This is a genomic window from Kitasatospora sp. NPDC001119 (assembly GCF_053598475.1).
The window spans coordinates 265232-281930 of record NZ_JBSFKI010000001.1 but is presented as its reverse complement, the minus strand read 5'-3'; the positions used below and the strand labels follow the sequence as shown (position 1 = coordinate 281930).

Sequence of the window (16699 nt, the reverse complement as noted above, 5' to 3'; positions counted from 1 at the left end):
GTCGAAGCAGCGGACCGCTCGTCCTGGACACGGACGGGCGGCCCGCTGCTTCGTCGCGCTCCGGCGGCGCGGAAGGAGCGCCGGGAGCGTCAGCCGCGCTGGTCCGGCGGGAGCAGGAGGACGGCGAGGGCGTCGGCGCAGCCGCGGGCGTGGCCGAGGAACCAGTCCAGCCGGTCGTCGGTGAGGTGCGCGGGCGTCGAACGGACCGCCAGCGCGAACCGCGCCTGCCCGGCGCCGTCCAGGACGGGCACGGCCACCGTCCGCACCCCGGCGGTCGACTCGCCGTCGTTGAGCGCGTACCCGGCCGTCCGGACCTTCGCCAACTCCTCCTCCAGGACCGCCGGTTCGGTGATCGTGCGGTCGGTGAAGGAGGCCAGCGGGCCGAGTGTCGAGGGCGTCGTCTCGCCCGGGCGGGGCCAGGCCAGCAGGACCTTGCCGAGCGCCGTCGAGTGCAGCGGGCGGCGCAGGCCCAGTCCGGTGTCCGGGCGGACCGATCCGCCGACCAGGATCACCGCGTGCGCGCCGCTGCGGATCGCCAGGTCGGCGGTGGCCTTGGTGCGCCGGGACAGCAGCTCCAGCTCGGGCCCGGCGAGGTGCAACCCGCGCTGGTGGAAGGTGAGCTGGCCGAGTTCGGCGACGGCCGGACCGAGCCGGTAGCGGGCGGTCTGCTCGTCCTGCTCCAGGAACCCGGCGCTGACCAGCGTGCGGGCCAGCCGGTGCGCGGTGGAGACCGACAGGCCCATCCGGCGGGCCAGGTCCGAGGCGCTCAGGTCGGGGCCGTTGTCATGGAAGCAGTGCAGCAGTCCGAGCGCGCGCTGGACGGCCTGCGCACCGGCCGGCGGACTCTGGACGGCGGTGGCGGCCCCGGGCATGGCACCTCGCGTTTCGGTTCGGAACTCCGGCCGGGCGGCCGGAGGCGGTCTCAGCGTAGGGCAGCCGGTGCTGCGGGAATGTGTCGACGACGTTGCAATGGAATGGCGTTGATGAACAACCGATCCCATCATGTGGCAAAGACTTGCCTCGAGCTCGTCCGCCGTGGAACGCTCCTGGCATCGCGCCGGACGGCCACTCGGTCCAGGCGGCGCCTGCCCCGACTCTGCGGAAGGAGAAGCACCGTGACGTCCCACCGGTGTCTCCCCTCCCGTGCGTGTTGTCGCTGACCGACGCCTCCCGCGCCACCTGCCTTCCTCCCTGCATCGTGGCGTACAACTTCCTTGCGCACCAGGCTTCCTGTGCCTTCGTGCGGTAATCGATCCCGAGCTCCTCCGGCTGTCGTCGGAGCCCCCGTAGAGGACCAACTCCGTTGTCCAGTCGCATCCAGAACGCCTCCCCGCTTCCCGACACCCTCTGGTTCACCCGCTGCCCGGTGCCCACCGCGACCGGGATCGCCGCCGACCAGGGGTGGCTCGCCCGGGAGTTCGCCGCCGACGGCATCGCCGTCCGCTCCTTGCAGGACGCTCCGTCGGAGGTGGCGGCGGACCACCACTACACCCACGCGCTGACCGGACTGTTCCGGGAGGGCGGCAACGTCCCCGCACTGTGGGCCCGTTCGCGCGGCGAGGCGACCAGGCTGATCGGCCTCACCTGGATCGAGGAGCGCCAGGTGGTGCTGGTGCGGGCCGGCAGCGGCGTGACCGAACCGGCGCAGCTGCGCGGACTGCGGCTGGCGGTGCCGCATCATGACATCGGCATCGACTTCTGGCGGGCGATGGCGCTGGCCGGCCTCCGCGGCGCCCTCGGGCTCGCGGGCCTCACCCTGGCGGACGCCGAGCTGGTGGACGTCCCCGGCATCCCGGGTGGCGGGCAGTGGTCCGCGGAGCTGGCCGCCCTGCGGGACGGGGTGGTGGACGCGGTGTACGTGAAGGGGGCGCTCGCCGTCGAGGCGGCCCGCCGGATCGGTGCGGAGGTGGCCGTGGAGCTGGACGCGGCGCCGGACCGCCGGGCCCGGGTCAATAACGGCACCCCGCGGCCGATCACGGTCCACCAGCGGCTGCTGGACGAGCAGCCCGAGCTGGTCGCCCGGTTCCTCGCGGTGCTGCTGGAGGCCGCCGACTGGGCGGCGGAGCACCCGGAGGAGGTGGTCCGGATCCTGCGGGCCGAGACCGGTGCCGGGGCCGAGGGCGTCGCCGGGGCCTATGCGCCGGGCAGTCACCGCACCCTGCACCTGGACCTGTCGGCGGAGCGGCTGGAGCTGCTGGCGCTGCAGGAACGGTTCCTCAGGGAGCAGGGCTTCCTCACCGCGCCGGTGGACGTCCAGGCGTGGGCCGACCCGGAGCCGCTCCGTGCGGCCCGCGAGCTGCTGCGTGTGCGGCGTGCGGGTGAGGGTGCGGGTGTCGCTGCCGGTACCGACACGAGCGGCGCCGCAGGTTCGGATGCGGGCGCCGACAGCGTTCGGATCACAGACTTCAGGTAACAGCGTTCAGCTAACAGATTTCAAAAGTTGTCAGCTGTCGGCTGTCATCTGTCACTCACATGGAGACCCCCGTGAAGACCCCCCGCCTCGCCCTCGCCGCCACCGCGCTGCTCGCCTCCACCGCCCTGGCCGCCTGCGGCTCGTCCGCCGACGGGGCCAAGGCCTCCGCCGCCGGCGGGGCCGGTGGCAAGGCCGACGTGGTGCTCCGCCTGCCCGACCCCGGCAACAACGGCTTCCTCGCCCGCGGCAAGAAGGACGGTTCGCTGGACCGGGCCCTGGCGGCCGTCCACGCCAAGGTCGCCTGGACCGGCAGCGCCGGCCCCTTCGCCCCCGCCGCCCAGGCCCTCTCCGCCGACCAGCTGGACGTCGCCCAGGGCTCGATCACCTCGGCCGTCGCCGCGCTCGCCCAGAAGCCCGGCTTCAAGCTGTTCGCCCAGACCGCGCCCGACGGCGTCGGCGAGGGGATCCTGGTGAAGAACGACTCGCCCGTCAAGTCCGTCCAGGACCTGGTCGGCCGGAAGGTCGCCGTCTCCCAGGGCGGCACCAGCGAGTACCTGCTGCTCAAGGCGCTGGCGAAGAACGGCGTCCCGGCCGACAAGGTGGAGCGGGTCTACCTGCGCGCCGACCAGACCTCCGGGGTCTTCAACTCCGGCCAGGTGGACGCCTGGGCGACCTGGAACACCTTCTCGACGTCCGCCATCGCCAACGCCGGCGCGCACTTCCTGGTCAACGGCCAGGAGGTCGGCTCCGACAACTACGCCGTCTGGGCGGTGCGCAACGGCTTCGCCGACAAGCACCCCGAGGTGGTCAAGGCGTTCTACACCTACCTGCGCGAGAACGGCGAGAAGGAGAAGGCCGACCCGGCCGGCTACCTCAACGTGTTCACCGACGCCGGCCCGACCGCCGTCACCCCCGCCGAGAAGGACGTCGCGGTGAACGTCAGCAGGCAGGGGACCCCGGCCGACGCCATCTCCGACGCCGACACCGCCCGGTTCGGGACGGTCGCCCAGTTCTTCGCCGACCAGAAGGTCACCAAGCAGCTGGTGGACGTCAAGCCCTACCTGATCGACGTCAACAGGCTCGGGGACGGTGCCAAGTGACCACTACGACAGAGAAGTTCACCCCCGAGGACACCCGGGCCGCCCTCGACGCCGGCCTGGTCGCCCCGCAGAGCCGGCGGAACCGGCCCCGCCCCCGCGCGCTGGCCGTGACCCTGCGCACCGTCGGTCCGCTCGCCCTGCTCGGCGGCTGGGCGCTCGCGTCCGCCACCGGCGCGCTGACCCAGGACGTGCTCGCCTCGCCCACCCAGGTCGCCCAGGCCGTGGGGGAGTTGTGGGGCAACGGTCAGCTGACCGACGCCCTGTCCGTCTCCCTCACCCGGGCCGGGCTCGGCCTGTCCTTCGGCGCGACCACCGGCCTGGTGCTCGGCGTGGTCACCGGATTCACCCGGCTCGGCGAGGAGTTGCTCGACTCCGCGATCCAGATCCTGCGGACCGTCCCGTTCCTGGCCCTCGTCCCGCTGTTCATGGTGTGGTTCGGTATCACGGAGACCGCGAAGGTGGCCCTGATCGGGGTCGCCACCAGCTTCCCGATGTACGTGTCAGCCTCGGGCGGGGTCCGCAGCACCGACCGCAAACTGGTCGAGGCGATGCGCAGCTTCGGCCTCGGCCGCTGGGCGATCGTGCGCACCGTCGTGCTGCCCGGTGCGCTGCCCTCGCTGCTGTCCGGACTGCGCCTGTCGATGACGCTCAGCGTGATCGCCCTGATCGCCGCCGAGGAGATCAACTCCACCGAGGGCATCGGGTACTTGATGGCCCAGGCGCAGAACTACTCGCGCACCGACGTCCTCGCCGTCTGCATCCTGATCTACGGGCTGCTCGGCCTCGCCGCCGACGGGATCGTCCGAGTCCTGGAGCGCGTGCTGATGCCGTGGCGCCAGGCCGTCCAGGGAGCGGCCCGATGACCGCCGACACGACCACCGCCGCCGCCCTCGCCCCCTCCTCGCCCCGTTCGCCCGCTCCTCCCTCGGCGACCGAGCGGACGGCCCCGGCCGTCCACCTGCGCGGCCTGCGCCGGGTGTTCGGCACCCGGGCGGTCCTCGACGGGGTCGACCTCTCCATCGCCCGCGGCGAGTTCGTCGCCCTGCTCGGCGCCAGCGGAACCGGCAAGACCACGCTGCTGCGCATCCTCGGGGCGCTCGACCAGGCCGACGAGGGCACCGTGCTCGTCCCGCCGGTCCGTACCGTGGTGTTCCAGGAGCCCCGGCTGGTGCCGTCCAAGCGGGTGCTGGCCAATGTCACGGTCGGCCTCCCGCGCGGCGCCGCGACCCGGGAGACCGGGCTGAAGGCGCTCGCCGAGGTCGGCCTGGAGCGGCACGCCGAGGCCTGGCCGGCCACCCTCTCCGGCGGTGAGGCGCAGCGCGTCGCGCTCGCCCGGGCACTCGTCCGCGAGCCGCAACTCCTGCTGCTGGACGAACCGTTCGCCGCCCTGGACGCGCTCACCCGACTGCGCATGCAGGACCTCGTCGGCGACCTGGTGCGCCGCCACCGCCCGGCGGTCCTGCTGGTCACCCACGACGTGGACGAGGCCGTACGGCTCGCCGACCGGGTCGTGGTCCTGCGCGACGGCCTGCTCGCCCGGGACGAGGCCGTCACCGTCGAGAGCCCGCGCGATCCGGCCGACCCCGCCTTCGCCGACCTGCGGCGCCGTCTGCTCGCCGACCTCGGCGTCCACTGACGTCCGCGACCCCCCGCTTTCCCCGACCTTCCCCCGACCTTCCCCCGATCCCGCCTGCCTTCCCACAAGCCAGGCCCGCACCACCGGAGTTGACCAGATGACCGTCACCCTCGGCGTCCACGCCAGCAACCCCTCGCTCTACTACCTCGCCCGACTCCCGTACCTGGACGAGGAGCTGGCCTCGTTCGGCGAGACCGGCGCCTTCCACCACTACGCGGACGGCACCCGCACCGGCGCCCTGCTCGCCGAGGGCGTCATCGACTTCGGCGGCACCGGTTCCACCCCGCCGATCACCGCCCAGGCAGCCGGCCACGACCTGGTCTACGCGGCGGTCTCGGCGCCCCGACCGGACCACGGCGCGCTGCTGGTGCTGGACTCCGGTCCGGTGCGGACGGTCGCGGACCTCAAGGGCGGCACCGTCGTCCTCTCCGTCGGTTCCTGGCAGACCCACCTGCTCGCCAAGGCCCTGCACGCCCAGGGGCTCTCGTACGGCGAGGACGTCACCCCGGCGCGCCCGGCGGCCGGTGAGGACCAGGCCCGGCGGCTGCGCGACGGCGAGATCGCCGGCTGGATCGCCCAGGGCGCCGAACTCGCCGCGGCCCGCCGCACCGGGGAGTTCCGTGAACTGGTCCGCACCGGTGACGTCATCACCGACCGCTCGGTGTTCTTCACCCGTCGGGACTTCGCGACCGGGCGCCCCGAGGTGGTCGCCGCGATCGCGACCGCGCTGCGCCGGGCGGACGCCTGGGTGGCCGCCAACCCGGCCGAGGCCGCCGCGATCGCCGCCGAGAACCTGGGCGGCACGGCCGCCGACTGGCAGGCCGCGCTGGTCGCACTGCCCTGGCGACTGGAGCCCGCCACGGCCGGGTTCGTCGCCGAGCAGCAGGAGGCCGCGGACATCTTCCACGGCGTGGGCTTCATCGACCGGGCGCTGACCGTCGCCGACGCCCACCTCCCCGGCCTGGAATCCCCGGTGGCCGCCGCGCTCGCGAAGGCGGTCTGACCCATGGCCTCCGAAGTCCTCTGGTACATCATCCCGCGCGAGGGCCACTACCCTTGGGAGCCGGCCGGGCGCCGCCCGGTGGACCTCCGCTACCTCCAGCAACTGGCGGGCAGCGTCGAGCGTTTGGGCTACACCGGCGCCCTGCTCGCGACCGACCTGTACGACGTCTGGACGCTCGGCAGCGCGCTCGCCGCCGCCACCACCCCGGCCTTCAAGCCGCTGCTGGCCGTCCACCCGGGGCTGGTCTCGCCCACCCTGCTGGCCAAGATGGCGCTCAGCTTCGACCACCTGCACGGCGGCCGACTGCGCTTCAACGTGGTGAACGGCTCGACCGCGCAGCTGCGCGAGTACGGCCTGGACGTCGAGCACGACGACCGCTACCGGCTCAGCGGCGAGTACTGGTCGATCGTCAAGCGCCTCACGGCGGGCGAAGTCTTCGACCACAAGGGCGAGTTCTACGAGCTGAAGAACGCGGGCGCGAGCCTGCGCGAGCTGGCCCCGGCGCAGCCCGGCGGCATTCCGCTCTGGTTCGGCGGCAGTTCGGCGGCCGGCATCGAGATGGCGGCCGAGCACGTGGACGTCTACCTGACCTGGGGCGAGCCGCCGCACCTGCTCAAGGAGAAGCTGGACCTGGTCCGCGAGCGCGCCGCCGCCCACGGCCGGAGCCTGCGGATCGGACTGCGGCTGCACCTGATCGTCCGCGACACCGAGGACGAGGCCTGGGCGGCCGCCGACCGGCTGCTGGACGTCACCAGCGAGGCCACCTACGCGCGCCAGCTGGGCGGGGCGAAGGGGGAGGACGGGGTCGGCTGGCAGCGGCAGTTCCGCCAGCACGGGGGCAAGGTGCCGGCCCGGGCCCGCGAGCTGGAGGCCTACCCCAACCTCTGGCCGGGGATGAGCCTGTTCCGCCCCGGCCCCGGCACCGCGGTGGTCGGCTCGACGGCCCAGGTGATCGAGCGCCTGCAGGAGTTCGAGGCGCTGGGTGTCGACACCTTCATCCTGTCAGGCAATCCGCTGCTGGAGGAGGCCCACCGGGTTGCAGAAACGGTTCTGCCCGCTCTGGGCATCAAGCGGCCGGCATCGAACAGGTGACGGCTGACAAGTAACAGATATCAGCGAACAGATAACAGATGACAGCTGACAGATTTCGAAATCTGTCAGCTGTCATCCGTCGATCGCCAGCCGCCAGCCGCCAGCCGTCAGCCGTCAGCCAGGCGCCTCCCGCTCCGCCGGAGGCGCCTCGGCTCAGCGGCTCAGCCGGTCGATCTCCGCCAGCTCCTCAGCCGTCAGCGGGCCGCCCGCCAGCGCGTCGAGGTTCTGGTCCAGCTGGGCCACGCTGCTCGCGCCGATGATCACCGAGACCACCCGCGGGTCCCGCAGCACCCAGCACAGCGCCAGCTGCGCCAGCGTCTGCCCGCGCCCCTCGGCGACCTTGGCCAGCGCCCGCAACCGGTCCAGCTTCGGCCCGGCCAGCGCCTCCTCGGTGAGGAACTTCCCGACCGACATCCGCGAGCCCGCCGGCACCTCCCCGGTCAGGTAGCGGTCGGTCAGCAGCCCCTGGGCCAGCGGCGAGTACGCGATGAGGCTGGTCCGGGTGTCGCCCACCGCGTCCAGCACGCCGTGGTCCTCCACGTACCGGTTGAGGATCGAGTACGCCGACTGGTTCATCAGCACCGGCGTCCCCAGCTCGCGCAGGATCGCCACCGCCTCCCGGTGCTGCTCCGCCGGGTAGTTGGAGATCGCGGCGTACAGCGCCTTGCCCGAGCGCACCGCGCTGTCGAGCGCCCCCATCGTCTCCTCGATCGGGGTGTCCGGGTCGTACCGGTGCGAGTAGAAGACGTCGACGTAGTCCAGGCCCATCCGGTCCAGCGACTGGTCGAGGCTGGCCAGCAGGTACTTGCGGCTGCCGCCGTTGCCGTACGGGCCGGGCCACATGTCCCAGCCGGCCTTGGTGGCGATGAACAGCTCGTCCCGGTACGGCCGGAAGTCCTGGGCGAACAGGTAGCCGAAGTTGCGCTCGGCGCTGCCGTACGGCGGGCCGTAGTTGTTCGCCAGGTCGAAGTGGGTGACGCCCCGGTCGAAGGCCCGGCGGAGCACCGCCCGCTGCACCTCCAGCGGCTGGGCGTCACCGAAGTTGTGCCAGAGCCCGAGCGATACGGCGGGCAGCTGGACGCCGCTGTGGCCGGCCTTCCGATAGGTCATCGAGTCATAGCGGTCATCCGTGGCGAGGTAGCTCATGCCGGACATCTTGCCAGTCGGCCGTGGCGGATCAAGCCCTTGCCCCGTCCCCGGCCGGTGCCTATGCTCGCGGAGGATCGTGCGCGTGCGAGGCGAGGGGGAGGCGAGATGGCAGTCCGGACCGTGACCGCCGCCGCAGCCCGCTGTTGTTGTCGCCGCCACCGCAGCACCGTCCGCTGACGCCACCCGCGTGCCCTGCCGCCTGAGCGGCGCGCCGCCCGTCCCGTCAGCCGCTCCGCCGGTGCCCGCCCGTGGGAGTGCGGCGCCGGACCACGTACCGGCTCCCCGTGCTCCGCGCGGCCCGTCGGCTCCCGGGGCTCCACCGGCCTCGTCAAGCCCGGCCCGGTCTGCGCCGAACCCCTTCCCGAGGGCTCGTCCTCGAGCCCCTCCGACTCTTCCCGAGCCCCTCCGACTCTTCCCGAGCCCCTCCCGAGCCCCTCCCGAGCCCCTCCCGAGCGTCCAAGGAGACCGCCGTGCGGTTCACCGTCTCGTCCCTCGTCGCCAACGCCCCCGATCCGGTCACCGGCGTCCGGCGCACCCCGGAGCAGAAGCTCCACAACGTCATCGACCAGGCGGTCCTCGCCGAGCGGCTCGGCTACGACGGCTACGGGGTGGGGGAGCGGCACGGCGAGCCGTTCCTCTCCCCGGCCCCGCCCCTGCTGCTCAGCGCGATCGCCGCCCGCACCTCCACCATCCGGCTGTTCACCACGGTGACGGTGCTCAGCATCCTCGACCCGGTCCGGGTCGCCGAGGACTACGCGATGCTCGACCAACTCTCCGGTGGCCGACTTGAGTTGATCGTCGGCAAGGGCAACGACCCGCGCCACTTCGGGCTGTTCGGCCTTCCCGAGGAGCGCCAGTGGGAGGCGCTCGCCGAGAACTACGGTCTGCTGCGCAGGCTCTGGCGCGAGGAGAAGGTGACCTGGGAGGGCTCGACCCGCCCGCCGCTCCGGGACGCCACCGTCTGGCCGCGCCCGCTCCAGGACCCGATCCCGGTGTGGCACGGCAGCGCGACCAGCACGCGGTCCACCGACCTCGCGGCCCGCCACGGCGACCCGCTCTTCTCCGCCAACTCCTTCCACCCGCTGGAGAAGTACCGGGCGCTGGTCGACCACTACCGCGAGCGCTGGGAGTACTACGGGCACGACCCGGAGCGGGCCAGGGTGGGCGCGAGCTTCGGCGGACTGTACGTCGCCAAGCGCTCGCAGGACGCGGTAGAGGGCTTCCGCCCGTACTGGAACGCGCTGTTCGACTCGGCCGCCGGCCGGCACAACAACTCGCCGTTCACGTCGCTGGAGGACGCGCTGGAGCGCGGTTCGGCCCTGGTCGGCAGTCCGCAGCAGGTGATCGAGAAGATCCACCGCTACCACGAGGCCTTCGGCAACGAGGTGGTCGGCATTGGGGTGGACGCACTCACCGAGGGGGCGCAGCGCGAGCAACTGGAGCTGTTCGCGAGCGAGGTGGCCCCGGAGGTCCGCCGCGCGCTGCCGTAGTCGCCCGCGTCCGGCGCCCGCCCGCGCAGTGCGCCGTGCACCCCCTACGCGGCGTGACGCCGGCCACCGTCCGTGACGTGACGCGCGCCACCAGGCGCGCCGGAATGCCGCTCGGCGGTGCGGGGGATGACGAACGGTCGAGGGGCCGTGGCCGCCGGGGGGCGGCGCACGGCCCTCAACCGTTCCGCGAGGAGGATCCGGGCGCCCCGGGGCGCCCGGGCGGAGTCGGCGCTGGTCTTCTGTACCTACTGGTATGTACAGTGAGTCGCATGAGCACCCAGGACCGTCTCATCGAGAGCACCCAGGCCCTCCTCTGGGAGCGCGGCTACGTCGGCACCAGCCCCAAGGCCATCCAGCAGCGCTCCGGGGTCGGCCAGGGCAGCATGTACCACCACTTCACCGGCAAGCCCGACCTCGCGGCCGCCGCCCTGCGCCGCAGCGCCGAGCAGATGCGGGGCGTCGCCGAGGCCGACCTCGCCGCCCCCGGCACCGCCTACGACCGGATCGCCGCCTACCTGCACCGCGACCGCGACGTCCTGCGCGGCTGCCGGATCGGCCGGATGGCCCAGGACCCCGACGTCGTCGCCGACCCGCGGCTGCGCGCGCCCGTCGAGGAGACCTTCGACTGGCTGCGCGGCCGGATCGCCGAACTGGTCGCCCAGGGCCGGGCGGACGGCGAGTTCGCCCCCGGCCTCGACCCGGCCGACACGGCCGCCGCCGTGGTCGCCGTCGTCCAGGGCGGCTACGTCCTGGCCCGCGCCGCCGACAGCGCCGAGCCGTTCGACCGGGCCGTCCGCGGCGCCCTCGGCCTGCTCGCGGCACACCGCACGGCCTGACCCGCACGGCCTGACCCGCACGGCCTGACCCGCACGGCCCCGGGTGCGCCGCCGCACCCGTACGGCCGAACCCTCGCGGCCGAACCCGTACGACCAGAGCCGACGCGCCTGCCAAAAACGAGGACGCCCGCCGTCAGACCGGCCAGAACCCGAGGAGCCCCGCCGTGCACGCCATGCAGTACGAGATCACCCTCCCCGCCGACTACGACATGGGCGTCATCCGCAAGCGCGTCGCCGACAAGGGCCACCTGCTCGACGCGCACCCGGGCCTCGGCCTCAAGGCCTACCTGGTCCGCGAGCGCGGTCGGCAGGGCTCGCCCGTCAACCAGTACGCGCCGTTCTACCTCTGGCGCACCGCCGAGGGCATGAACGGCTTCCTCTGGGGCCCGGGCTTCCGCGGCCTGAGCGCCGACTTCGGCCGCCCCGCCGTCCGGCACTGGCTCGGCGCGGGCCTGACCCACGGCGCGTCGTCAGTGGCGGGGGAGAGGACCGAGCAGCCCAGCACCGCCACCCGGGCGACCGTACGGCTGCCGGAAGGCGCCGACCCGGCCGAGGCCGTCGAGCGGGCGCTCGCGGACCTGCCCGCGCACCCGGACCTGCACACCGCCGCCGTGGCCGTCGACCCGAGCCGCTGGGAGCTGCTCAGCTTCGCCCTCTGGCACGGCCCGGTCCCCGAGGACGCGCCCGGCGTCCGGTACCAGGTGCTGCACCTGTCCCGCCCCGAACTGGACCGGCTGCCCGCCGGCCGCCACTGGTGAAAGGACCCACCGCCCCGATGTGCCCCGCGACCGCTCCCGCCGGCCCCGACCTCACCCCGGCCCCGCTCGACCGCGCGGCCGGCCACGCCCTGCTCGCCGACCTGGCCGGTCCGGGCGCCGGCGCGACCCTCGACGGCCTGGACGCCCTCGCCCCCGGCTTCCCCGACTGGATCGTCACCAGCCTCTTCGGCGGCACCTACCAGCGCCCCGGCCTCGCCCTGCGCGACCGCCAGATCGCCAACCTGGCCGCCCTCACCGCCCTCGGCGGCGTCGAGCCGCAGCTCGCCGACCACGTCCGCTACAGCCGGCGGATCGGCCTGACGGAGGCGGAGATCACCGAGGTCATGGTCCACCTCGCCCCGTACGTCGGCCTCCCCAAGGCGCTGGCCGGCCTGCGGGTCGCCACCGCGACCTTCGCCGAGAGCACCGAGAGCACCGAGAGCACCGAGAGCGCCGAGGCCACCAAGGCCGCCGAGAGCGCCGCCGGGACCGTCACCGAGGAGGCCGGGGCATGAGCCGCACCGTCCGCACCGTCCTCGGCGACCTGGACCCCGCCGTCCTCGGCGTCACCGACGCCCACGACCACCTCTTCATCCGCAGCCCGCTGCTCCCCGGCCAGGAGCTGGACGACCCGGCCGCCGCCGAGGACGTCCTGCGCGCCTACGCCGCCGCCGGCGGCCGCACCCTCGTCCAGTGGACCCCGCTCGGCCTGGGCCGGGGCGCGGACTCGCTCGCCGCGCTCTCCCGTACGACCGGCGTGCGGATCGTCGCCGCCACCGGCGCGCACCAGGCGGTCCACTACGCGCCGGGCTCCTTCTCCGCCACCGGCGCCGGGGCGGAGGACCGCCCCGGCCCGTACGCCGACCTGGCGGAACGTTTCGTCGCCGAGCTCACCACCGGTCTGCCCGGCGCGCCCGAGGGGGTCCGGGCCGGGCTGATCAAGGTCGCGGCCGACGCGGGGCCCGACAGTCGCCACACCCGGTGGACGATGGCCGCCGCCGCCGAGGCCCACCACGCCACCGGCGCCCCGATCGCCGTCCACCTCGAAGCCGAAGGCGCCCCGCCCGGGGTGGTGCACCGGCTGTGCCACCGGCACGGCGTCCGGCCCGACCGGGTCATCCTCGGCCACCTCACCCGGCTCCCCGACCGTGCGCTGCACCGCCGCCTGGCCGCCGAGGGCGTGTACCTCGCGCTGGACAGCCCCTCCCGGGCCGGCCACGCAGGCGACCACCAGGCCTTCGAGGTCATCGCCGACCTGGTCGAGGCGGGCCACGCCGCCCAGCTGCTGCTCGGCGCCGACACCACGACCCGGACCGCCCGCGCGGCCGGCGGCCCGGTCCGGCTGCTCACCGAGCTCGCCCCGCGCCTCGCCCGCAGCCACGGCCCCGAACTGCCCGAGCTGCTCCTCACCGCCAACCCGGCCGCCGCCTTCGCCGCCGACTGGCGCACGCCGTAGGGCACCCGCCGTAGGGTGCCCGCCGGGCCGTCGGACCCCGCCGAACCGCCGGGGCCGGTGGCGCGCGGGCCCGCAGGTACGGGAAACGGACTGACGGCCGCCGGTCGGGCCCTCTACGGTGCCGGACATGGTGACGCTGACGCTCCGATCCCTCACGACCGCCGACTGGCCGCTCTGGCGGGACCTCCGCCTCGCCGCCCTGACCGACGCACCGGAGGCCTTCAAGGCCGGCCTCGCCGACTGGCACCGGGGCGGCGAGGAGCGCTGGCGCGACCGGCTCGGCATCCCGGGCGCCCACCACGTCGCGGCCCTGCTGGACGAGGACCCGGTCGGGCTCGTCGGCGGCCTGCCCGGATCACCGGACGGGGTACGGGAGTTGCGCTCGCTCTGGGTCGCCCCGCGGGCGCGCGGCCGGGGCGTCGCCGACCGGCTCGTCGAGGAGGTCGAGCGCTGGGCCCGCACCACCGGCGGGACCACGCTGCGCCTCGCCGTGCTCCCTGGCAACGAAGCGGCGCTCGCCCTCTACCGCCGCCACGGCTTCGCCCCGCTCGCGGAGCCGGGCGACCTGCTCGCAGACGGGGTCACCCGGGAACTCCTGCTCGGGAAGCCCCTGCGGTGACCTGGCCGACCGCCGCCGCACCCGGCTCCGGCTCCGGCACCGACAGCGACAGCGATAGCGACAGCGACGCGAAGGCGGGGCCTGCGCCGTACGGGGGACGGCACAGGCCCCGCCTTCGACCGGACCGAGGGGGCGATCAGCCGGTCACATGTGGGTGCCGCCGTCGATGCGCAGCTCGGTACCGGTGACGAAGGCGCCGTCGTCGGAGGCGAGCATGGCGATCACGCCGGCCACCGTCTCCGGGCCGGCGAAGCCCTGGCCGAGGGCGGGGGAGAGCTTGGCCAGCAGGCTGAAGTCGGCGTCGGCGGGCAGGCCCGGGTTGTGGGTCATGCCGCTGTCGATGCTGCCCGGCGCGACGCAGACCGCGCGCAGGCCCTGCTTCGAGTACTCCGAGGCGATGGCGTGGGTGAAGGACTGGATGCCGCCCTTGGTCGCGGCGTACGCGGCCATGTACGGGTGGGCGAAGCTCGCGGAGGTGGAGCTGAAGTTGACCACCACGCCCCGGCCGCCCGCGAGCAGCGCGGGGAGCGCCTCGCGGGTCATCAGGAAGGTGCCGGTCAGGTTCACCGCGAGGAGCTTGTTCCAGAACTCCAGGCTGGTCTCGTGGGTGTGCGAGGAGCGGAGGATGCCGGCCGCGTTGACCAGCACGTCCAGGCCGCCCAGGCCGGTGGTCGCCTCGGCGACGCCCGCGACGACGGCCGCCTCGTCCGAGATGTCCAGAACCTGAATGGTCAGGCGGTCCGCGGTGCCCTCGGCGGTGGCGCGGTCCAGGGTCTTCTTCAGGCCGTCCTCGTTGACGTCGACGGCGACGACCTTCCCGCCCTCGGCGAGGATCCGGTGCACGGTGGCCTGGCCGATGCCCGAGCCGCCGCCGGTGATCAGGACGTTCCGTCCGCTGAAGCGCTCCATGGTGGTACTCCGTTCGTTCGTGGTCTCTCGACCTCGGGAACCACGGTACGCCTGAGTGGCACGTTGTGCCAAAAAGGCTGGCTGTGCCAGATCGTCGTGACGTGCCACCTTGGCATGCGTCCGCGTAGGCTGGCCCTGTGACCGGACGCCCGACCCTGACCCAGCGCCGCCGTGAGGCCACCCGACTGGAGATCGCCCGTACCGCCGCCGCGCTCTTCGCCGAGCGCGGAGCCGAGGCGGTCACCGCCGAGGAGATCGCCCTCGCCGCGGGCATCTCGCTGCGCACCTTCTACCGGTACTTCTCCGTCAAGGAGGACGCCGTCGCCCCGCTGCTCGCGTCGGGCGGGCAGGAGTGGGTGGAGCTGTTCGCGGCGAGCCCGGCCGACCTGCCGCTGCGCGAGGCGCTGGAGCGCGCGGCGGTCGCGTCGCTGACCCCGGCCGACGAGGCGCGGGCGGAGATGATGCGGTGGGCCCGCGGCCTGCTGCGCGACCCGAAGCTGAGCGCCACCTGGCAGCGGGTCCACGCCGACTCGGAGGCGCGGCTGCGGGTCGCCCTCACCGAGCGCTGCCCGGACGGCACCGACCCGCTGGAGATCCGGCTGGCCGCCGCCGCCGCGACCGCGGCGATCCGGGTGGCCCTGGAGCAGTGGGCCTCCTCCGACGCGCCCCTCGCCGGCCCGGGCTCCCCGCAGGACCTCGGCGCGCGCTGCATGCGCGAGCTCACGGCGGGGCTGCGGCTCTGGGAGCGGGTGGGCTGAGCCCGGGTGCAGCCCACCCCGCCCGCTCCGGCTGACGGAGGACGGCCGACCGCTGACAGATTTCAGATGACAACTTTCGAAATCTGTTATCTGAACGTTGTCATCTGTCAGCCCGGCTCCCCGTCACCTCCCAGCCGCGGTCAGCTTCCTCCCAGCTGGCGTTAGGGTTGGTCCTCGCGCCCCGGCGGGGGAACCGGGGTGACCTCCTCGGATGTCCCCAGCGGAGGGGACTGGAGTTCGAGGCGTGGGAGCAAGCGGGACATGGGTCTGACGAGCCACAAGGTGCTGGCGCTGACCGCACTGATCGCGGTCGTGATGATGGTCGGCACGGTCTGGCTGTGGCCCAGACTCGCGAAGAAGACCTGGCAGTCGGTGCTCGGCCGGATCGGCGCACTGCTCGCCACCCAGCTCGCGGTGCTCGCCGCGCTCGGCCTGGTCGCGAACAACTACTTCGCCTTCTACAGCAGTTGGGACGACCTGCTGGGCACCGGCGACACCGGCCCGGTGGTCATCCACAACAAGGCGGACGCCTCCGGCCGGCTGATGGTGGAGACGATGGGCCAGGCCGCGGTCAAGGGCGGTGGCGCGATGGGCCGCGAGCCCGCCCAGTCCGGCGAGATCCGCAAGGTCCGGATAGACGGCGCGGCCAGCCGGCTGTCCACCGAGGGTTACGTCTACCTGCCCCCGCAGTACTTCCAGCCGGAGTACGCCCAGAAGCAGTTCCCGGCCGTGATCGTCAGCACCGGATTCCCAGGAATCGCCGAGAACCTGATCACCCGCTTCAACTACCCGGGCGCCGCGCTCAAGCTGCTGCAGGAGGGGCGGATGCAGCCGACCGTCATGGTCCTGGTGCGCCCCTCGCCCGCGCTGCCCCAGGACACCGAGTGCGAGGACGTCCCGAACGGCCCGCAGTCCGACACCTACTTCACCAAGGACGTGCCCTCGGCGATCCAGGCCAGCTACCGGGTCTCCACCGACCCGCAGGCCTGGGCCTTCATGGGTAACTCGACCGGCGGCTACTGCGCGCTCAAGCTGGCCATGCGCCACCCGGACGTCTTCCCGACCGCCGTCGCCCTCTCCGCCTACTACGACGCCGCCGACGACCCGACCACGGGCGACCTCTTCGGGGGCAGCAAGCAGCGCCGCGACGAGGCCAACCTGCTGTGGCGGCTGAAGAACCTGCCGCAGCCGAAGGTGTCCGTGCTGCTGGCCGGCACCAAGAAGGGCGACGGCGACTACCGGCAGCAGACCGAGGCCTTCGTCGACGGGGTGCAGAGCCCGATGAAGGTCTCGTACAGCATGCTGGAGAACGGCGGCCACAACTTCGAGACCTGGAGCGCCCTGCTGCCCTCCTCGCTGGAGTGGCTGTCCCAGCACCTCAAGGTGCCGAACCAGTCCGCATGAGCCTGACCGGCCGGGCCTGACCGACCGAATGACCGAACCCCCGGAGCCACGGCCCCGGGGGTTCGGTCATTCGGTC

Annotated in this window: 17 protein-coding genes; 14 read left to right on the top strand and 3 right to left on the bottom strand. The window is 73.6% G+C overall.

Annotated elements, in window-relative coordinates; translation table 11 throughout:
* Nucleotides 1-89: 89 nt before the first annotated feature.
* Nucleotides 90-872 carry an IclR family transcriptional regulator gene (locus ACWDD9_RS01350; RefSeq protein ID WP_387966720.1) on the bottom strand — a complete coding sequence of 261 codons (783 nt, stop codon included), beginning with the start codon at nt 870-872 and terminating at the stop codon, nt 90-92.
* Between the two features lie 431 nt (nt 873-1303).
* Here ACWDD9_RS01350 and ACWDD9_RS01345 point away from each other — a divergent pair, with 431 nt between their 5' ends.
* The 6 genes from ACWDD9_RS01345 (at nt 1304) to ACWDD9_RS01320 (ending at nt 7244) form a co-directional block, all read left to right on the top strand.
* Nucleotides 1304-2413: an ABC transporter substrate-binding protein gene (locus tag ACWDD9_RS01345; protein WP_449810501.1), complete on the top strand. Its 1110-nt coding sequence runs from the start codon at nt 1304-1306 to the stop codon at nt 2411-2413.
* Nucleotides 2414-2472: 59 nt separating this feature from the next.
* The gene (locus ACWDD9_RS01340; protein WP_449810500.1) at nt 2473-3513 is read left to right on the top strand and encodes an ABC transporter substrate-binding protein; all 1041 of its coding nucleotides are present in this window, start codon (nt 2473-2475) and stop codon (nt 3511-3513) included.
* Nucleotides 3510-4376 carry an ABC transporter permease gene (locus tag ACWDD9_RS01335; RefSeq protein WP_449810499.1) on the top strand — a complete coding sequence of 289 codons (867 nt, stop codon included), beginning with the start codon at nt 3510-3512 and terminating at the stop codon, nt 4374-4376. The genes ACWDD9_RS01340 and ACWDD9_RS01335 overlap by 4 nt, the downstream gene beginning before the upstream one ends.
* Nucleotides 4373-5149: an ABC transporter ATP-binding protein gene (locus ACWDD9_RS01330; RefSeq protein ID WP_375873428.1), complete on the top strand. Its 777-nt coding sequence runs from the start codon at nt 4373-4375 to the stop codon at nt 5147-5149. The genes ACWDD9_RS01335 and ACWDD9_RS01330 overlap by 4 nt, the downstream gene beginning before the upstream one ends.
* A 97-nt stretch (nt 5150-5246) precedes the next feature.
* On the top strand, nt 5247-6152 hold the full coding sequence (locus tag ACWDD9_RS01325; RefSeq protein WP_449810498.1) for an ABC transporter substrate-binding protein: 906 nt from the start codon (nt 5247-5249) through the stop codon (nt 6150-6152).
* Nucleotides 6153-6155: 3 nt separating this feature from the next.
* Complete coding sequence (locus ACWDD9_RS01320) at nt 6156-7244, top strand: LLM class flavin-dependent oxidoreductase (RefSeq protein WP_449810497.1); 1089 nt, start codon at nt 6156-6158, stop codon at nt 7242-7244.
* Between the two features lie 153 nt (nt 7245-7397).
* Here the strand turns inward: ACWDD9_RS01320 and ACWDD9_RS01315 are convergent, their stop codons facing one another.
* Nucleotides 7398-8390: an aldo/keto reductase gene (locus ACWDD9_RS01315; RefSeq protein WP_449810496.1), complete on the bottom strand. Its 993-nt coding sequence runs from the start codon at nt 8388-8390 to the stop codon at nt 7398-7400.
* A gap of 473 nt (nt 8391-8863) precedes the next feature.
* Here ACWDD9_RS01315 and ACWDD9_RS01310 point away from each other — a divergent pair, with 473 nt between their 5' ends.
* From ACWDD9_RS01310 to ACWDD9_RS01285, 6 genes are all read left to right on the top strand, one after another.
* Complete coding sequence (locus tag ACWDD9_RS01310) at nt 8864-9883, top strand: LLM class flavin-dependent oxidoreductase (protein ID WP_074004290.1); 1020 nt, start codon at nt 8864-8866, stop codon at nt 9881-9883.
* A gap of 269 nt (nt 9884-10152) precedes the next feature.
* Nucleotides 10153-10719 (top strand): TetR/AcrR family transcriptional regulator, encoded by a 567-nt coding sequence (locus tag ACWDD9_RS01305; RefSeq protein WP_449810495.1) that lies wholly within the window; start codon nt 10153-10155, stop codon nt 10717-10719.
* A gap of 164 nt (nt 10720-10883) precedes the next feature.
* Nucleotides 10884-11477: a DUF4865 family protein gene (locus tag ACWDD9_RS01300; protein WP_449810494.1), complete on the top strand. Its 594-nt coding sequence runs from the start codon at nt 10884-10886 to the stop codon at nt 11475-11477.
* Between the two features lie 17 nt (nt 11478-11494).
* A complete protein-coding gene (locus ACWDD9_RS01295; RefSeq protein WP_449810493.1) occupies nt 11495-11992 on the top strand; it encodes a carboxymuconolactone decarboxylase family protein in 498 nt (165 codons plus the stop codon).
* Nucleotides 11989-12933, top strand: coding sequence for a phosphotriesterase family protein (locus ACWDD9_RS01290; RefSeq protein WP_449810492.1), 945 nt, complete (start codon nt 11989-11991; stop codon nt 12931-12933). The genes ACWDD9_RS01295 and ACWDD9_RS01290 overlap by 4 nt, the downstream gene beginning before the upstream one ends.
* A 127-nt stretch (nt 12934-13060) precedes the next feature.
* On the top strand, nt 13061-13552 hold the full coding sequence (locus ACWDD9_RS01285; RefSeq protein ID WP_449810491.1) for a GNAT family N-acetyltransferase: 492 nt from the start codon (nt 13061-13063) through the stop codon (nt 13550-13552).
* A 144-nt stretch (nt 13553-13696) separates the two neighbouring features.
* Here the strand turns inward: ACWDD9_RS01285 and ACWDD9_RS01280 are convergent, their stop codons facing one another.
* The gene (locus tag ACWDD9_RS01280) at nt 13697-14461 is read right to left on the bottom strand and encodes an SDR family NAD(P)-dependent oxidoreductase (RefSeq protein ID WP_049658184.1); all 765 of its coding nucleotides are present in this window, start codon (nt 14459-14461) and stop codon (nt 13697-13699) included.
* Between the two features lie 137 nt (nt 14462-14598).
* Between ACWDD9_RS01280 and ACWDD9_RS01275 the strand changes: the two genes are divergently transcribed.
* Together ACWDD9_RS01275 and ACWDD9_RS01270 are read left to right on the top strand one after the other, a co-directional pair.
* A complete protein-coding gene (locus tag ACWDD9_RS01275; RefSeq protein ID WP_449810490.1) occupies nt 14599-15219 on the top strand; it encodes a TetR family transcriptional regulator in 621 nt (206 codons plus the stop codon).
* Nucleotides 15220-15480: 261 nt separating this feature from the next.
* Nucleotides 15481-16623, top strand: a complete 1143-nt coding sequence (locus tag ACWDD9_RS01270; protein ID WP_049658183.1) for an alpha/beta hydrolase — start codon at nt 15481-15483, stop codon at nt 16621-16623.
* Nucleotides 16624-16699: the final 76 nt, after the last annotated feature.